The organism is Paeniglutamicibacter antarcticus (assembly GCF_039544305.1).
Taxonomy (GTDB): domain Bacteria; phylum Actinomycetota; class Actinomycetes; order Actinomycetales; family Micrococcaceae; genus Paeniglutamicibacter; species Paeniglutamicibacter antarcticus_C.
In genome coordinates this window covers 54,525-70,886 of the sequence record NZ_BAABLK010000023.1, presented here as the reverse complement: position 1 = coordinate 70,886, position 16,362 = coordinate 54,525, and the positions used below count along the sequence as shown (strand labels likewise).

16 protein-coding genes are annotated in these 16,362 nt (G+C 65.3%); 15 read left to right on the top strand and 1 reads right to left on the bottom strand.

Translation table 11 applies throughout. The annotated features are described in order from the left end of the window. Positions 1–134 precede the first annotated feature (134 nt). The 4 genes from efp (at position 135) to ABEA12_RS06940 (ending at position 2,923) form a co-directional block, all read left to right on the top strand. Entirely contained in the window at positions 135–695 is a 561-nt protein-coding gene (efp, locus tag ABEA12_RS06955; protein WP_210100842.1) for an elongation factor P, read from the top strand. Beyond that, positions 695–1,105, top strand: a complete 411-nt coding sequence (gene nusB, locus ABEA12_RS06950; RefSeq protein ID WP_210100841.1) for a transcription antitermination factor NusB — start codon at positions 695–697, stop codon at positions 1,103–1,105. Before efp ends, nusB begins: the two co-directional genes overlap by 1 nt. Positions 1,106–1,375: 270 nt before the next feature. Continuing rightward, on the top strand, positions 1,376–2,770 hold the full coding sequence (locus ABEA12_RS06945; RefSeq protein WP_210100840.1) for an OFA family MFS transporter: 1,395 nt from the start codon (positions 1,376–1,378) through the stop codon (positions 2,768–2,770). Continuing rightward, the gene (locus ABEA12_RS06940) at positions 2,771–2,923 is read left to right on the top strand and encodes an MFS transporter small subunit (RefSeq protein WP_210100839.1); all 153 of its coding nucleotides are present in this window, start codon (positions 2,771–2,773) and stop codon (positions 2,921–2,923) included. A 124-nt stretch (positions 2,924–3,047) separates the two neighbouring features. Here the strand turns inward: ABEA12_RS06940 and ABEA12_RS06935 are convergent, their stop codons facing one another. Then, positions 3,048–4,208, bottom strand: coding sequence for a PrsW family intramembrane metalloprotease (locus ABEA12_RS06935; RefSeq protein WP_210100838.1), 1,161 nt, complete (start codon positions 4,206–4,208; stop codon positions 3,048–3,050). Positions 4,209–4,302: 94 nt separating this feature from the next. Here ABEA12_RS06935 and pyrR point away from each other — a divergent pair, with 94 nt between their 5' ends. The 11 genes from pyrR (at position 4,303) to coaBC (ending at position 16,183) form a co-directional block, all read left to right on the top strand. After that, the gene (gene pyrR, locus ABEA12_RS06930) at positions 4,303–4,893 is read left to right on the top strand and encodes a bifunctional pyr operon transcriptional regulator/uracil phosphoribosyltransferase PyrR (protein ID WP_210100837.1); all 591 of its coding nucleotides are present in this window, start codon (positions 4,303–4,305) and stop codon (positions 4,891–4,893) included. Continuing rightward, positions 4,890–5,894 carry an aspartate carbamoyltransferase catalytic subunit gene (locus ABEA12_RS06925; protein WP_210100836.1) on the top strand — a complete coding sequence of 335 codons (1,005 nt, stop codon included), beginning with the start codon at positions 4,890–4,892 and terminating at the stop codon, positions 5,892–5,894. The genes pyrR and ABEA12_RS06925 overlap by 4 nt, the downstream gene beginning before the upstream one ends. A gap of 19 nt (positions 5,895–5,913) precedes the next feature. Continuing rightward, positions 5,914–7,245, top strand: coding sequence for a dihydroorotase (locus tag ABEA12_RS06920; RefSeq protein WP_210100835.1), 1,332 nt, complete (start codon positions 5,914–5,916; stop codon positions 7,243–7,245). Beyond that, positions 7,246–7,803, top strand: coding sequence for a PH-like domain-containing protein (locus ABEA12_RS06915; protein ID WP_210100834.1), 558 nt, complete (start codon positions 7,246–7,248; stop codon positions 7,801–7,803). Further along, a complete protein-coding gene (gene carA / locus ABEA12_RS06910) occupies positions 7,800–8,996 on the top strand; it encodes a glutamine-hydrolyzing carbamoyl-phosphate synthase small subunit (protein WP_210100833.1) in 1,197 nt (398 codons plus the stop codon). The genes ABEA12_RS06915 and carA overlap by 4 nt, the downstream gene beginning before the upstream one ends. Then, the gene (gene carB / locus ABEA12_RS06905) at positions 8,996–12,343 is read left to right on the top strand and encodes a carbamoyl-phosphate synthase large subunit (protein ID WP_210100832.1); all 3,348 of its coding nucleotides are present in this window, start codon (positions 8,996–8,998) and stop codon (positions 12,341–12,343) included. Before carA ends, carB begins: the two co-directional genes overlap by 1 nt. Continuing rightward, on the top strand, positions 12,336–13,187 hold the full coding sequence (gene pyrF, locus ABEA12_RS06900; protein WP_210100831.1) for an orotidine-5'-phosphate decarboxylase: 852 nt from the start codon (positions 12,336–12,338) through the stop codon (positions 13,185–13,187). The genes carB and pyrF overlap by 8 nt, the downstream gene beginning before the upstream one ends. Before the next feature lie 345 nt (positions 13,188–13,532). Next, complete coding sequence (gene mihF / locus ABEA12_RS06895) at positions 13,533–13,868, top strand: integration host factor, actinobacterial type (RefSeq protein ID WP_210100830.1); 336 nt, start codon at positions 13,533–13,535, stop codon at positions 13,866–13,868. Between the two features lie 11 nt (positions 13,869–13,879). After that, on the top strand, positions 13,880–14,458 hold the full coding sequence (gmk, locus tag ABEA12_RS06890) for a guanylate kinase (RefSeq protein ID WP_210100829.1): 579 nt from the start codon (positions 13,880–13,882) through the stop codon (positions 14,456–14,458). A gap of 108 nt (positions 14,459–14,566) precedes the next feature. Continuing rightward, positions 14,567–14,830 (top strand): DNA-directed RNA polymerase subunit omega, encoded by a 264-nt coding sequence (gene rpoZ, locus ABEA12_RS06885; RefSeq protein ID WP_210100828.1) that lies wholly within the window; start codon positions 14,567–14,569, stop codon positions 14,828–14,830. Positions 14,831–14,893: 63 nt separating this feature from the next. Beyond that, positions 14,894–16,183 (top strand): bifunctional phosphopantothenoylcysteine decarboxylase/phosphopantothenate--cysteine ligase CoaBC, encoded by a 1,290-nt coding sequence (gene coaBC / locus ABEA12_RS06880; RefSeq protein WP_210100827.1) that lies wholly within the window; start codon positions 14,894–14,896, stop codon positions 16,181–16,183. The last annotated feature ends 179 nt before the right edge of the window (positions 16,184–16,362 follow it).

Genomic DNA, 16,362 nt, shown 5'->3' with positions numbered 1-16,362 from the left:
GGGCCAAGGTGCGCTAAACTTAATCTTGGATTTTTGACAACACGCCTGAGGGAGTCCGCCAGTATGGCGAGCCCCGCCCGCCATCGGCATTTGCGCCCGGCGAGCCCCCGGCGCATACGGAAGAAGAGTAGATCGTGGCATCAACCACCGACATCAAGAACGGACAAGTCCTCAAGATCGAGGGCCAGCTCTGGAGCATCATCGATTTCCAGCACGTCAAGCCGGGCAAGGGCGGCGCATTCGTGCGCACCAAGATGCGCAACGTCCTGACCGGCCGCGTGCTGGAAAGGACCTACAACGCCGGGGCAAAGATCGAGACAGCAACCGTTGACCGCCGCGACTACCAGTACCTCTACCAGGACGGCGAAGACTTCGTGTTCATGGACCTCTCGGACTACGACCAGCTCACCGTCGCAGGCACCGTGGTGGGGGACACCGCCGGTTTCATGCTCGAAAACCAGAACGTCACCATCGCCATGCACGAGGGTTCCCCGCTGTACGTCGAGCTGCCCCCGTCAGTGACCCTTGAAATCACCTACACCGAACCGGGCCTGCAAGGCGACCGCTCCTCCGCCGGCACCAAGCCAGCCACCCTGGAAACCGGCAAGGAAATCCAGGTGCCGCTGTTCGTTGAGCAGAACACCAAGGTCAAGGTCGACACCCGCACCGGCGATTACCTGGGGCGTGTCTCCTAGTGAGCGCACGCGCCAAGGCCCGTCGCCGGGCACTGGACATCCTTTTTGAAGCCGAACAACGCGATGTCTCGCCCCTGGCAGCCATGCGTTTGCGCCGCGAGGCGACGGACATCACCATCAACGAGTACACCGTGACCATCATCGAAGGCGTCATGGATGAACTGGACCGGATCGATGAGATCCTCTCCTCCTACTCCAAGGGCTGGACGCTGGAGCGCATGCCCACGGTGGATCGCACCGCGCTGCGCATCGGCACCTGGGAGCTGCTCTTCAACGATGATGTCCCCGACGGCGTTGCCGTCTCCGAGGCCGTGCTGCTGGTCCGCGAGCTCTCCACCGACGAGTCCCCGGAATTCGTCAACGGGCTGCTCGGACGCATCCAACAGATGAAGCCGACGCTGCTGGCCTAGCCGAGTACCTCGCACCTTCTTTCCGCCGGCCGCCGGGCCCCCCTTGCCGGCGGCCGCGCTGCGTTAACGGGGTTCGGGTCCTGTGCCGGATGGATGCGCGGGTCGACGCCCGCTTCTCATCGCTGGGCACTGCCTGAAGACCACCGGCGCGGTGAAGAGCCGAAGCCTGTGAAACATGCCACACTGTGGGCTAGGGGTTTGGTGCATGGCAACTGCGGTGACCGGTCCCCAGGAACCATCCCTGTGCACCTTCATCCCAAGGAGAAACCATTGAATTGGCTCGACCGCTCCCGCTCCCTGGCCCCTCCGGGCTTCAATCGCTGGCTCATTCCCCCGGCGGCACTGGCAGTGCACCTGTGCATCGGCCAGGCATACGCGACCAGCGTGTACAAATCCGCCCTCATCGGGCACTTCGAGGTCACCCAGACGGCCATCGGGGTGATCTTCTCCATCGCGATCGTGATGCTCGGACTTTCCGCGGCCTTCATGGGCACCTGGGTGGAGCGCAGCGGGCCGCGGAAGTCCATGTTTGTTGCCGCGTCCTTCTGGGGCGTCGGCTTCCTGGTCGGCGCCGCCGGCATCTTCACCGGCCAGCTGTGGCTGGTCTACCTGGGCTACGGGTTCATCGGCGGTATCGGGCTGGGTATCGGCTACATCTCACCGGTATCCACGCTGATGAAGTGGTTCCCTGACCGCCCCGGCATGGCCACAGGCCTGGCGATCATGGGCTTTGGCGGTGGGGCACTGGTTGCCTCGCCGATGTCCACCGCACTGCTGAAGTTCTTCGACGGGTTCAACCCGGCCATCGACGGGGCGGACTGGATCGCTTCGGGTTCCTCGGTCGGCAAACTGTTCTTGACACTGGGCCTGCTCTACTTCGCGGTGATGATGTACGGGGTGGCCAACATCCGCGTTCCGGCACCGGGATGGAAGCCACGCGGCTTCGATCCGGCCAAGACCAGGACCTCCGCGATGGTCACCACGGCGAACGTCTCGGCGGCAAACGCCATCAAGACCAAGAGCTTCTGGCTTGTGTGGATCGTGCTCTTCCTGAACGTCACCGCCGGAATCGGCATCCTCGAGCAAGCCTCCCCGATGATCCAGGACTTCTTCCGCGGAGCAGACGGGAACTCCGCGGTCAATGCGGCGGTCGCAGCAGGCTTCGTGGGCATGCTTTCCATTGGTAACATGGCGGGGCGCTTCATCTGGTCAAGCACCTCGGATGTAATCGGGCGCAAGGGAATCTACATGATGTACCTGGGTATCGGCGCGGTGTTCTACGCGGTGCTTGCCTTCTTCGGTGGCAGCTCGATGCTGTTGTTCGTGGCCATGGCCGTGGTGATCATCAGCTTCTACGGCGGAGCCTTCGCCACCGCGCCTGCCTACCTGAAGGACCTCTTCGGGACTTTCCAGGTCGGGGCGATCCACGGACGCCTGCTCACCGCGTGGTCGGCGGCCGGCATTGCCGGCCCGCTGATCGTCAACGGACTCCTTGACATGCAGGGCAAGCCCGGGACGATGAACGCGCACAACTACCTGCCGGTGCTGCTGACCATGGTGGTGCTGCTGGTCATCGGCTTCATCGCCAGCACGTTGATCAAGCCCGTGGACGCGAAATACCACGAGCCGGAGGAAGAACTTGCTTCCGCGACGAAAGGATCCTAAATGAACCAGGACCAGCAGTTTGCCGACAGTGACCTTGATGTCGAAGTGAATCCGGCCATAGGCCGCCTTGTTTTCGGGTGGCTGCTTGTCGGGTTGCCCCTGATCTACGGGGTCATCACCACGCTCTCGCGCGTCGGCCAGCTCTTCAACTAGGAGCCAACAACGCCACCGCCACGAACGGGGGAGGTCCTTTTACGCTGCTGCGCAAGGCGCGTGCGGCAGGGATCTCCCCCTTTTTCGCGTGTCAGGCAGGCTTCCGGATTCCTAGGGGCGGGGATCACGTGCCGGCAAGCATTTGCGCCCGCTGGTGGTGCCCGTGGTGCAGCAGTGCAAGCTCCCGAGCGTAGTCGGCACCGGTTGGATGGCCCGTGGCGATCCGCTGGCGCACCGCGGCCAGGCGCATTGCGGTTACCGTGAACTGCTTCATCTGCCGGCTGCGGCCGTTGGCGGCCGCCCAGGCCTTGGCCTTGCGCCGGCCGGCGCCGGTGGCCAGCATGGCCACCTCGGCCGCCGTGAACCAGCCGCTTGCCCGGTACTCGTCAAGGCGCTGCGCGGTGAGCCGCTGCTCGGCGCGCTGGAGCATCACCACTACAATGACGGAGGCGATGAACAGCGGGACCTGCAGCACGAAGTAGAAAACCAGGTAATCATCGAAGAAGATCCCCACCCCGCCGTTCCACAAAAAGTGCCCGGCCATCGCCGGCATCAGCCCGAGCCCCAGATACAAGGGCCATCGGCCCCGCCGCCCGCGCGCGGCGCAAAGCCCCAGCGCATAGCCGGTCCAGGCGGTGAACAGCACGTGAGCGAAAGGGGAGAAGAGGCCGCGCAGCACGAACACGAAGGCCAGCTCGCCCGGACCTGCCGGATCCATCTGGCTGGCCCCGAAGTACAGGATGTTCTCGGTGAACGCGAACCCGGCACCGACGATGCCGCCATAGACGATCCCGTCCAGCGGACCGTCGAAATGGGCCCTGTTGATCCAGAAGATCAGCAGCACACCGGCTCCCTTGGCCAGCTCCTCGAGGACCGGGGCCTGCACCACCGCCCCGAACATGTCCATGTCCACGGCCCCGGCGGGGTCGAAGAACAGCTCGGTGAACGCATCCCCGAAGAGCAGTGTCGCGGCAACCGAGGCGCCGGCGCCCCACAGCAGTCCCAGCATCAACACGGCGCGCGGTTCCGGGTCCCACCTATCCACCCAGCGCAACCCCAGCAGGCACAAGCCCAAGGGGACCATGGCCAGGGCACCAAGCCACAGGACTGTGCCGGTGCCAAAGACCGAGGAAAGGAACCAGGCGACACCGAGCAACACCGCGGTGGCGGCGACAAGGGACCATGACAGGGCGCCGCCGGTGCCGGCGGGTGCAGCGGGGCCGGCCCACGGGTCGGCCAATGCCGTGTGCGGGGAAGGTTGCGGGGCATGTGAGGTAACGCGCATGTCTCAAATCCTACGTGGGGTCGGCGCTGTGCTAATTTTGATGAAGCAAGCAACCTTTAAATTCCGTCCAGTGAGGCGGGGAAGGAGGCCGCACATGAGCAACGAGCCCAACCAAGCCCGTGCCACCGCGCCCGTCAGTGCCCGAACAGTCCTCTCCAGCGATGACATCGATAGGGCGCTCACCCGCATTGCCCACGAAATCATCGAAGCGAACAAGGGAACCAAGGACCTGGTCCTGCTGGGTATCCCCTCACGCGGCTTCCCCTTGGCCCAGCGCCTGGCCCGACGCATCGCAGCCACCGAGCCGGGGCTTGACCCGGCATCGATCACCGGCCAGCTCGATATCACCATGTATCGCGATGACCTGCGCCGCTCCACCACACGCACCCCGGTACCCACCCTGTTGCCCGCCGGCGGCATCGACGACAAGGTAGTGGTGCTTGTCGATGACGTGCTCTACTCGGGGCGCACCATCCGAGCCGCCCTGGACGCCCTGGCCGACTTTGGCCGCCCGCGCATCGTTCGCCTGGCGGTGCTGGTTGACCGTGGCCACCGCGAACTACCCATCCGCGCCGACCACGTCGGCAAGAACCTGCCCACCGCCACGACTGAAAAGGTGCGCGTGCACCTGGCCGAGGTCGACGGGGCAAACGAGAATGAAGTTCTCATCGAGGCCCGCGCATGAAACACCTGCTCTCCACCCTCGATCTCTCTCGCGCCGACGCGATCCGGATCCTGGACATCGCCGAGGAAATGGCCGCCGTGGGCACCCGCGAGGTCAAGAAGCTCCCTGCTCTGCGCGGTCGCACCGTGGTTAACCTCTTCTTCGAGGACTCCACCCGCACCCGGATCTCTTTCGAGGCCGCAGCCAAGCGCCTGAGCGCGGACGTGATCAACTTCTCCGCCAAAGGATCCTCGGTCTCCAAGGGCGAATCGCTCAAGGACACCGCCCAGACCCTGCAGGCCATCGGGGCCGACGCGGTGGTCATCAGGCACGGTGCCTCCGGTGCCCCGGCACGACTTGCAGCCACTGACTGGATCGACGCCCCGGTCATCAACGCCGGGGACGGCACCCACGAGCACCCCACCCAGGCGCTGCTCGATGCGTTTACGCTGCGCGCGCACTGGTCCAAGCTGCACGGGCACACCTCCCTGGGTTCTGATTTGGCGGGCATGAAAGTGGCCATCGTGGGGGACATCCTGCACTCGAGGGTCGCCCGATCCAACCTCTGGTTGCTGCGCACCCTGGGCGCCAAGGTCACGATGGTGGCCCCGCCCACGCTGCTGCCCCACGGCGCGGCCTCATGGCCTGCCACTATCAGCTACGACCTGGACGCCACCTTGGCCACCGGTCTCGACGCGGTGATGATGCTGCGCGTCCAGGGCGAGCGGATGCACGAGTCCTTCTTCCCCAACACCCGGGAGTACTCCCGGCTCTGGGGATTCGATGACGCACGGCTTGCGGCACTCGATGCCCGTGACTCGGGCGAAACCATCATCATGCACCCGGGCCCGATGAACCGGGGCCTGGAAATTTCCTCCGCGGCCGCCGACTCGCCCCGCTCCACCGTGCTGGCCCAGGTGGCCAACGGCGTGGCGGTGCGCATGGCCGTGCTCTATCTCTTGCTGTCGGGGAACCAACAGCGTCCCCAAACACCGGATGCCTCGCGCCGGGCCGGCCTGTAAAGAAACGGGAGTCAATTCCATGAGCACCAACACCACCTACCTGATCCGCGGCGCCAAGCCGCTGGGCGAAACGGCAACCGACATCCTCATTGCCGATGGCACCATCCTGGCCCTGGGCGCAGAGGCAACCAGCCACGAGTCGGCCGCGAACGCCACCATCATCGAGGCCGACGGCCAGATCGCCCTTCCCGGGCTGGTCGACTTGCACACCCACCTGCGCGAACCGGGTCGCGAGGACGCCGAGACCGTGGAAACCGGCACCCGGGCCGCGGCCCTTGGCGGCTTCACTTGTGTCCACGCGATGGCCAACTCCAACCCCGTGGCGGACACCGCCGGGGTCGTCGAGCAGGTCTGGTCACTGGGCAAGCGCTCCGGCTGGGTCGATGTGCGCCCCGTCGGGGCCGTCACCGTCTCCCTCGCCGGGACGCAGCTGGCCGAGATCGGGGCAATGGCCGATTCGCGTGCCGAGGTCCGCGTCTTTTCCGATGACGGCATCTGCGTCTTTGACCCGCTGATCATGCGCCGTGCACTGGAATACGTGAAGGCATTCGACGGCGTCATCGCCCAGCATGCCCAGGAACCGCGCCTCACCGAGGGCGCCCAGATGAACGAGGGCGAGGTCTCCGCGGTGCTCGGCCTGGCCGGCTGGCCGGCCGTGGCAGAGGAATCGATCATCGCCCGCGACGTACTGCTGGCAGAGCACGTCGGCTCCCGCCTACACGTCTGCCACGTCTCCACCGCGGGATCCGTGGAAATCATCCGCTGGGCCAAATCCCGCGGGGTCAACGTCACCGCCGAGGCAACCCCGCACCACCTGCTGCTCACCGAGGACCTGGTCTCCAGCTACGACCCGGTCTTCAAGGTCAACCCGCCGCTGCGCCGGCAGGCCGACGTGATGGCTTTGCGCGCTGGATTGGCCGATGGCACCATCGACATCGTGGGCACCGACCACGCCCCGCACCCCTCCGAGGACAAGGAATGCGAGTGGGCGGCTGCCGCCATGGGCATGACCGGGCTGGAAACAGCGCTCTCGGTGATCCAGCACACCATGATCGCCACCGGGATGATCTCCTGGGCCGATGTCGCCCGTGTCCTGTCCACCACCCCGGCGCAGATCGGCCGGGTCACCGACCAGGGCCGCCCGCTGGCTGTGGGAGAACCGGCAAACATCACCCTGGTGGATGCCGCCGCCCGCTGGGTGGTGGACCCGTACGCGATGGCCACCAAGGGCCGGAACTCTCCCTTCAAGGGATTGGAACTGCCCGGGGCGGTCACCACCGTGTTCTTCCACGGGCACCCCACGGTGCTCGATGGAGCACTGAACACCCCGCGGATCACCGGGGCGCTCTAGATGGGCGAATACACCGGCGCCGTACTGATTACCCTTGCCGTCATCGCGGCAGTGATCGCTCTGATCCTGCTGGGCTGGCGCAACCGGCTTCGCCGCCAATCCGAGGTGCCCGCCCCGGTGCCGGTCCCGGCCGACGAACATGGCCAGCCGGTCCTGGGCGCGCCCATCGGGGTGCCTTCCGAGGGCGTGTACGTGTGCACCACCACCGCGGGGGACTGGCTGGACCGCATCGCCGCCCACCGCCTGGGCATCCGCACCAACGCCGAGCTTGAGGTCCACGGCGCCGGTGTGCTGTTCGGGCGCCACGGCGCACCGGATCTGTTCATCCCCGCCGCCGACCTGGTTTCCGTTTCTCGAACCAGCGGCATGGCCGGGAAGTTCGTTGAGAAGGACGGCCTGCTGGTCATTTCCTGGATGCTGGGAACCATGGCCGTGGACACCGGGTTCCGCCCGCGCTACCACCAAGAACTCCCGGAGATCATCACGGCCATCAACGCGCTGCTGGTCCCCGGAACAAACGAAAACGATCCACCCGCCGAAAAGAAGGAAAACCAGTGACAGCAGTACAGGGAACCGAGCAAGCCCTCTTGGTGCTCGAAGACGGACGGGTTTTCCGCGGCCGCAGCTACGGGGCCATCGGCACCGCATTGGGTGAAGCGGTCTTCTCCACCGGCATGTCCGGCTACCAGGAGACCCTCACCGACCCTTCCTATGCCGGCCAGATCATCGTGCAGACCTTCCCGCACATCGGCAACACCGGGGTCAACGACGAGGATGCCGAGTCAAACCGCATCTGGGCAGCCGGCTACGTGGTCCGCGAAGCCGCACGCATCCCCTCGAACTGGCGCGCGACGCGCACCTTGGACGAGGAACTCATCAACGGGGACATCGTGGGGATCTGCCAGGTTGACACCCGTGCACTGACCCGTCACCTGCGCGAACGCGGGGCGATGAAATCCGGGATCTTCTCCGGGGTGGCCGCCACAGCAAGCCTCGAGACACTGATCAAGACCGTGAACGCACAGCCCTCGATGGAAGGCGCAAACCTCTCCGAGCTGGTCTCCGTGGCAGAGGCCTACGTCGTGGAGCCCGCCGACCATGGCTTCACCGGTGAGGTCGAGCTCAGCGTCGCGGCGATCGACCTGGGCATGAAGTCGATGACCCCTCACCGCTTCGCCGAGCGCGGGGTGCGCGTGCACGTGCTGCCACACAACGCGACCTTCAAGGACGTTGTGGCAACCGGCGCCGCCGGCGTCTTCTTCTCCAACGGCCCCGGGGACCCAGCAACCGCCAACGTGCAGGTGGAGTTGGTCCGCGCGGTGCTCGATGCGCGCATCCCGTACTTCGGCATCTGCTTCGGCAACCAGATCCTGGGCCGTGCACTGGGATACGGCACCTACAAGTTGCGCTTCGGGCACCGCGGGATCAACCAGCCCGTGCTGGAGAAGGCAACGGGCAAGGTGGAAATCACCAGCCAGAACCACGGGTTCGCCGTCGACGCACCCCGGGCCGGCGCGGCAAACGCGCCGCTGGAGCGCTACGGACGCGTCGAGGTCTCGCACATCTCGCTCAATGACGACGTCGTCGAGGGCTTGCACTGCCTGGACATTCCGGCGTTCTCCGTGCAGTACCACCCGGAGGCGGCCTCCGGACCGCACGACGCCTCGCACCTGTTCGACAGGTTCATCACCAACATGCGCGCGGCCAAGAACACGCCCGCCACCGAAGATTCCACCCAGGGAGAGAAGTAATGCCTAAGCGCGAAGACCTCAAGTCGGTCCTGGTCATCGGCTCCGGCCCGATCGTCATCGGCCAGGCAGCGGAGTTCGACTACTCCGGCACGCAGGCGTTGCGCGTGCTGCGCGAGGAGGGCCTGCGGGTCATCCTTGTCAACTCCAACCCCGCCACCATCATGACCGACCCGGAGTTCGCCGACGCGACCTACGTCGAGCCGATCACCCCGGAGGTCGTGGAAAAGATCATCGCCAAGGAACGCCCCGATGCGATCCTGCCGACCCTGGGTGGGCAGACGGCACTGAACACCGCGATCGCCCTGGACAAGGCCGGGGTGCTTGAAAAGTACAACGTCGAGCTGATCGGTGCGAACATCGCGGCCATCGAACTCGGCGAGGACCGCGAGAAGTTCAAGGGCGTGGTGGAGCGCTGCGGCGCCGAATCCGCCAACTCGGTTATCGTGCACACCATGGAGCAAGCCTTCGCCGCCGTGGAGATCCTGAACTATCCCGTGGTGGTCCGCCCCTCCTTCACCATGGGCGGACTGGGCTCGGGCATGGCGTACGACGCCACCGACCTGCGCCGCATCGCCGGGGCCGGCCTGCAGTACTCCCCGACCACCGAGGTGCTCCTGGAGGAGTCGATCCTTGGCTGGAAGGAATACGAGCTGGAAATGATGCGCGACAAGAACGACAACGTCGTGGTCATTTGCTCCATCGAGAACTTCGACCCGGTAGGGGTGCACACCGGGGACTCGATCACCGTGGCCCCGGCCATGACCCTGACGGATCGCGAGTACCAGAAGCTGCGCGACATCTCCATCGCCGTGATCCGCGAGGTCGGGGTGGAGACCGGGGGCTGCAACATCCAATTCGCCATCGAGCCGGGCACCGGGCGCGTAGTGGTCATAGAGATGAACCCGCGCGTCTCGCGTTCCAGTGCGCTGGCCTCCAAGGCGACCGGCTTCGCCATCGCCAAGATCGCCACCAAGCTCTCGCTGGGCTACACCCTGGATGAGATCCCCAACGACATCACCCTGAAGACCCCCGCGGCTTTCGAGCCGGCCCTAGACTACGTCGTGGTGAAGGTCCCTCGTTTCGCCTTCGAGAAGTTCCCGGCCGCCGACGCCACGCTGACCACCACCATGAAGTCGGTCGGCGAGGCCATGAGCATCGGGCGCAACTTCACCGAGGCGCTGCAAAAGGCCCTGCGCTCCCTGGAGCAAAAGGGTTCCGAGCTCGAATTCAACGCACCGATGGACTTCGAGGTCGAAGAGCTGCTCGAGGCCTCGGTCAAGGGTTCCACTGCTAGGCTCTCCAACGTCCAGCGCGCCTTGCTGGGCGGAGCAACCATCGAGCGGGTCTTCGAAAAGACCGCGATCGACCCCTGGTACCTTGACCAGCTCTGCCTGATCAACGAGACCGCTGCGATGATCCGCGCCAACCCGGATTTGAACGAAGAGGTGCTCAGGGAGGCCAAGCGCCACGGCTTCTCCGACGGGCAGATCGCCAAGCTGACCCACAAGTCCGAGGCCGTGGTCCGCGGGATCCGCCACGCACTGGGCATCCGCCCGGTGTTCAAGACCGTTGACACCTGCGCCGCCGAGTTCGAGGCCTTCACCCCGTACCACTACTCGACCTACGACCAGGAGACGGAGGTCGCGCTGCATGAAAAGCCGAGCGTGATCATCTTGGGCTCGGGCCCCAACCGCATCGGCCAGGGCATCGAATTCGACTACTCCTGCGTGCACGCCACCATGGCGCTGCGGGCCGCCGGCTACGAGACGGTGATGGTGAACTGCAACCCGGAGACCGTCTCCACCGACTACGACGTTTCCACACGCCTGTACTTCGAGCCGCTCACGCTCGAGGACGTGCTGGAGGTCATCCACGCCGAGGAAGTCACCGGGGGCGTGCTGGGCGTGTTCGTCCAGCTCGGCGGGCAGACCCCGCTGAAGCTCGCGCAGGAACTTGCCGATGCCGGGGTCCCGATCCTGGGCACCTCCCCGGAAGCCATCGATTTGGCCGAGCACCGCGGCGCCTTCCAGCAGGTCCTGGATGCCGGCGGGCTCATCGCCCCGAAGAACGGCACTGCGGTGTCCTTCGAGGACGCCAAGCGCATCGCCGACGAGATTGGCTACCCGGTGTTGGTCCGCCCCTCCTACGTTTTGGGTGGCCGCGGCATGGAGATCGTCTACGACGAGGCGAACCTCGCCCGTTACATCGAAAACGCCACCGAGATCACCATTGAGCACCCCGTGCTGGTTGACCGGTTCCTCGAGGACGCCATCGAGATCGACGTCGACGCCTTGTTCGACGGCACCGACCTCTACGTCGGCGGCATCATGGAACACATCGAGGAAGCCGGGATCCACTCCGGGGACTCGGCCTGCGTGCTTCCCCCGATCACCCTGGGCAAGGACGTGCGGGACCGCGTGGTCGAAGCGACCCGCGCCATCGCCTCAGGGGTGGGGGTGCGCGGACTGATCAACATCCAGTTTGCCCTGGCCTCCGACGTGCTTTACGTGATCGAGGCGAACCCGCGTGCCTCGCGCACCGTGCCCTTCACCTCCAAGGCCACGGGCGTGCAGCTGGCGAAGGCCGCTGCGCTGATCGGCGTCGGTGTCTCCATCGCTCACCTGCGCTCGGTGCACCACATCCTGCCAGAATCCGGCGACGGAGCGAATCTGCCCGACGGCGCTCCGGTATCGGTGAAGGAGGCAGTGCTTCCCTTCGCCCGCTTCCGCACCCCGGAGGGCAAGGTCGTGGACTCGCTGCTGGGCCCGGAAATGCGTTCCACCGGCGAGGTGATGGGCATCGACAAATACTTCGACACCGCCTTCGCGAAGTCCCAGGCCGCCGCCAACTCCCCGCTGCCCACTTCCGGAAAGGTCTTCGTCTCGGTGGCCAACCGCGACAAGCGCTCGATCGTGATCCCGGTCAAGCACCTGGCGGACATCGGCTTCGAGATCGTTTCCACCGGCGGCACCGCCGAGGTGCTGCGCCGAAACGGCATCCCCTCCACCGTGGTCCGCAAGGTCCACGAGGGCGAGGTTGACGGGGAACCGAACATCGCGCAGATGATCACCGAGGGAGAGATCTCGCTGATCCTGAACACCCCCTCGGGCGGCGAATCGCGCGGGGACGGCTACGAAATCCGTGCCGCCGCGGTCTCGGTGGGCACCCCGATCATCACCACGGTCGCCGAGTTCGGTGCCGCCATCCAGGCAATCGACGCGATGCGCCACTTCGAGTGGTCGGTCACTTCCTTGCAGGAGCACGCCAAGACCTTGAAGGCAGCAGGCATCGCCGAGGCCGACGCGGCACGTGCGGCTCAGGCCGCGAGCGGAAAAGCCAATGCCTAGCGCCGGCGCAAGCCCCAAGCGCCGACCCTTCGGGCAGCGCCTGGCCGCGGCCATGGCGCAGCACGGTCCGCTGTGCGTAGGCATCGATCCGCACCCCGGGCTGCTTCAGGCCTGGGGTCTCGAGGACAGCATCACGGGGTTGCGCCGCTTCTCCCTGGGTGTCGTTGAGGCCCTGGCCGGGCACGTCGCGGCACTCAAGCCGCAAGTCGCCCTGTATGAGCGCCACGGCTCCCGGGGACTGGCGGTCCTTGAGGAAACCCTGGCGCTGTGCGCCGCCGGGCACGTGCTTTCCATCGCCGACGCCAAGCGCGGGGACATCGGTTCCACGATGGCCGCCTATGCCGATGCTTGGCTGGCGGAGGGCAGTACGCTTGCCGCCGACGCGGTGACGCTGAGCCCCTACCTAGGCTTCGAATCGCTGCGCCCGGCACTGGACCTTGCCGCGGCCACCGGCCGCGGGGTCTTCGTGCTGGGGCTGACGTCCAACCCCGAGGGCAAATCCGTCCAGCATGTCGGCGGCGCCACCTCGGTGGCCAAGGGCATCATCGATGCCGTGGCCAACGAAAACCAGGACGAACGCCCGTTCGGTTCCACCGGCCTGGTCATCGGGGCGACCGTGGGCGATGCGCTGGCGGAGTTGGGCATCGACCTGGTGGCCTCCGCGGCGCCCATCCTGGCACCGGGCCTCGGCGCCCAGGGCGCGACGGGGGCGCACATGAAGGCATCCTTCGGAGCGTTCTGGCCGCAGGTCCTTGGCACCTCCAGCCGCGAGATCCTCAAGGCCGGGCCGGACGCGGGCGCACTGCGAGCCGCGGCCTCGGCAACCAGGGACTCGCTGCTCTAGGTCCGGGGCAGATGGGCCCGGATTCCGTCAACACGAAGGTACCCTTGGCGCGTGAGGAGACGGTCAAACCAAGGGCACCTTCGTTCACGCTGCGCCCTGACCCGGTCCGAACCATGCATCGGGTCAGGTGGGACTGGAAACCGGCACCCGTCACCAAGCTGGCATGATCTTGGTTACATCCCGGGGCCGGTGTTGCGCCCAAAGTCGGCAGTTTCACCTATATTCACGCATTCGTGGTAGCCACAGCACGATTAACCATTGCATCAAGTGCCATGATTGGTTATCTTCGGTTCAGGGCTACTTGCCCTGATGCTGGACCCTATAGATGGATTGGCGGCAAAAGGCATGGTACTGCGAGAACTCTCAGACGAGGACCGTATTCGCGCTCGGGCCAAGGCGTTGGCGGCTCGGACGCGCCGGGCTGAAATCAAGAACCAATTCGGCGCAGGAAAGCTGAGCATCACCGAGCTGTTGGAGCTGGTTCCCGACGACGAGGCCATCGGACGACTGCGGGTCATGGACCTGCTTGAGTCGGTTCCGGGCGTTGGCGAGATCCGGGCGCATACGCTTATCGATAGACTAGGCATCTCACCCAGCCGGCGACTACGCGGGTTGGGGCGCAAACAGCGCATCGCATTGGTGGAACACTTCCAGCAATCGCCGCCCAAAACGAAAGACTAACGACTCACACCATGACGGTAAGCCCCCACCCAGCGGTCACAGTCCTAGCCGGTCCCACGGCCGTAGGCAAGGGAACCATCTCCACCTACATTCGCGACAACTACCCCCAAGTGTGGCTTTCGGTTTCCGCCACGACGCGCAACCCGCGCCCCGGGGAAGCTGACGGTGTGCACTACTTCTTCGTGGGTCCGGAGAAGTTCGGGGAATTGGTCCAGGACGGGGAAATGCTCGAGTGGGCCATCGTGCACGGGCAGAACAGCTACGGAACCATCCGTTCGAAGGTCGAAGAGGCCGTCGCGGCGGGCAAGCGAGTGCTGCTTGAGATCGATTTGCAGGGTGCGCGACAGGTCAAGGAGAACCTTCCGGAGGCCAAATTTGTGTTCCTGGCGCCTCCGAGCTGGGATGAATTGGTGCGTCGACTTGTGGGCCGCGGCACGGAAGCGCCCGAGGAGCAGCAGCGGCGGCTGGAAACAGCTAAACTGGAACTAGCTGCGGAATCCGAATTCGACGTCACCATCGTCAACGACGATATTTCGCGTGCTTCCGACGAATTGGTGACCCTTATGGGATTGACACCGAACGATCGTTAAAACCCTTAGACTAGACCAGTTGTTACGCCGCCGCCGCCCGGTAGCTGCGAGAACCGCCGGTGCTCGCCTTTTACGTCTTGATCAACCAACTAGTTATTTGGAGGCTTCGTGAACACGAACCTTGAAGGCATCATCAGCCCGTCGATCGACTCCCTGATGACCACCACCGATTCGAAGTACGCCTTGGTGATCAACTCAGCCAAGCGCGCACGCCAGATTAACGCGTACTACGCCCAGCTGCACGAGGGCCTCTTCGAGTACGTCGGCCCGCTGGTCGACACCCGCTTGAACGAAAAGCCGCTCTCCATCGCACTGCGCGAAATTAACGAGGGCCTGCTCAACGTCACAAAGATTGAGGAAGTCGCCGAGTAGCCACTCGGCCTCAAACGACTACGACGCGTAGGCGCCGGCGCGCACCGATCCCCGTCCTTGTGGATGTGGAAGGGCCCGGCGCCGCGCACTAACGCATCGGTGGTAGCAGTGAAGCGCATTGTCCTAGGTGTATCCGCGGGGATCGCCGCCTACAAGGCAGCTTCGCTGCTACGGCTGTTTAAGGAGGCCGGGCACCACGTCGATGTCATCCCGACGCCCGCATCCCTGGACTTCGTCGGGGCCGCGACATGGGAAGCGTTGAGCGGGAACCCGGTGCACACCTCCGTGTTCGAGGCCGTGGACACCGTGAACCACGTGCGTTTGGGACAGGAGGCCGATCTGGTCATCGTGGCACCGGCCACCGCGGATGTGTTGGCCCGGGCCGCCGCGGGCATGGCCAACGACCTGCTCACCGGCACCCTTCTAGCCACCGGCGCCCAGGTGGTGATGGCCCCGGCCATGCACACCGAGATGTGGGAACACCCGGCAACCATCGCCAATGTCGCATTGCTGCGAAGCCGCGGCGTGAACGTGATCGAACCTGCAGTGGGACGGCTCACCGGCAAGGACTCCGGTGCCGGCCGCCTTCCGGATCCCGAGGAGATCTTCGCCGTCGTCGCCGGCTACCTGGGCGAAACGGCGCCCCCTGTATCCGCTGCCCTGGCCGGAAAGGTCATTGCGATTTCCGCCGGAGGAACCCGCGAGCCGCTGGATCCGGTGCGCTTTTTGGGCAACAGGTCCTCGGGCCGCCAGGGCATCGCGTTGGCCAAGGCAGCACTGGCCGCCGGTGCGAGCGTGCGTTTCATCGCCGCGCATATGGATTTGCCGGCACCGGCGGGTGTGGAACTGAGCACGGCCTCCACAGCCGAGCAGCTCCATGTTGCCGTCACCCGCGCTGCACGGGGTGCCGACGTGCTGATCATGAGCGCTGCCGTAGCTGACTTCAGGCCGGCCGAATACCTAGGCGCAAAGATCAAGAAGTCCGATGATCGCGCTGATCCGGTGATCACCTTGGTGCGCAATCCCGACATCTTGGCAACACTGATCGCCGAACGCGCCGCCGAGGGCCCGGCCGGTGGCTTGGCCCCGCTGGTCGTCGGCTTCGCTGCCGAGACCGGGGACGCGGAATCAAGCGTGCTGGAATACGGCGCGGCTAAGTTGGCACGCAAGGGCTGCGAGATGTTGGTCGTCAACGAGGTGGGGGAGAACCTGACCTTCGGAACCGATGAAAACACGGTCACCATACTCTTCGCCGACGGGACCGAAGCGGTGCACGCCGCAGGCTCGAAGGACCAGGTCGCCGCCTCGGTGATAGATGCCGTCGCCGTGGCGCTGGAAACCGACGCCGGTTAGATGACCGGGCCCGGGCCCTCATTAGCATGGAGGCCGAACTTGCCTCCATGCGTTACTTCATGGACGGTGAACCTGTTGCCGCAATTCGTCATGGATGCGTCATCTGACGGGAACCTCGATTCAGATGACGGGCCGGATCGGGGAATCTGTCCGCGAGCGGGGTTACCGGTAGAGTGGCG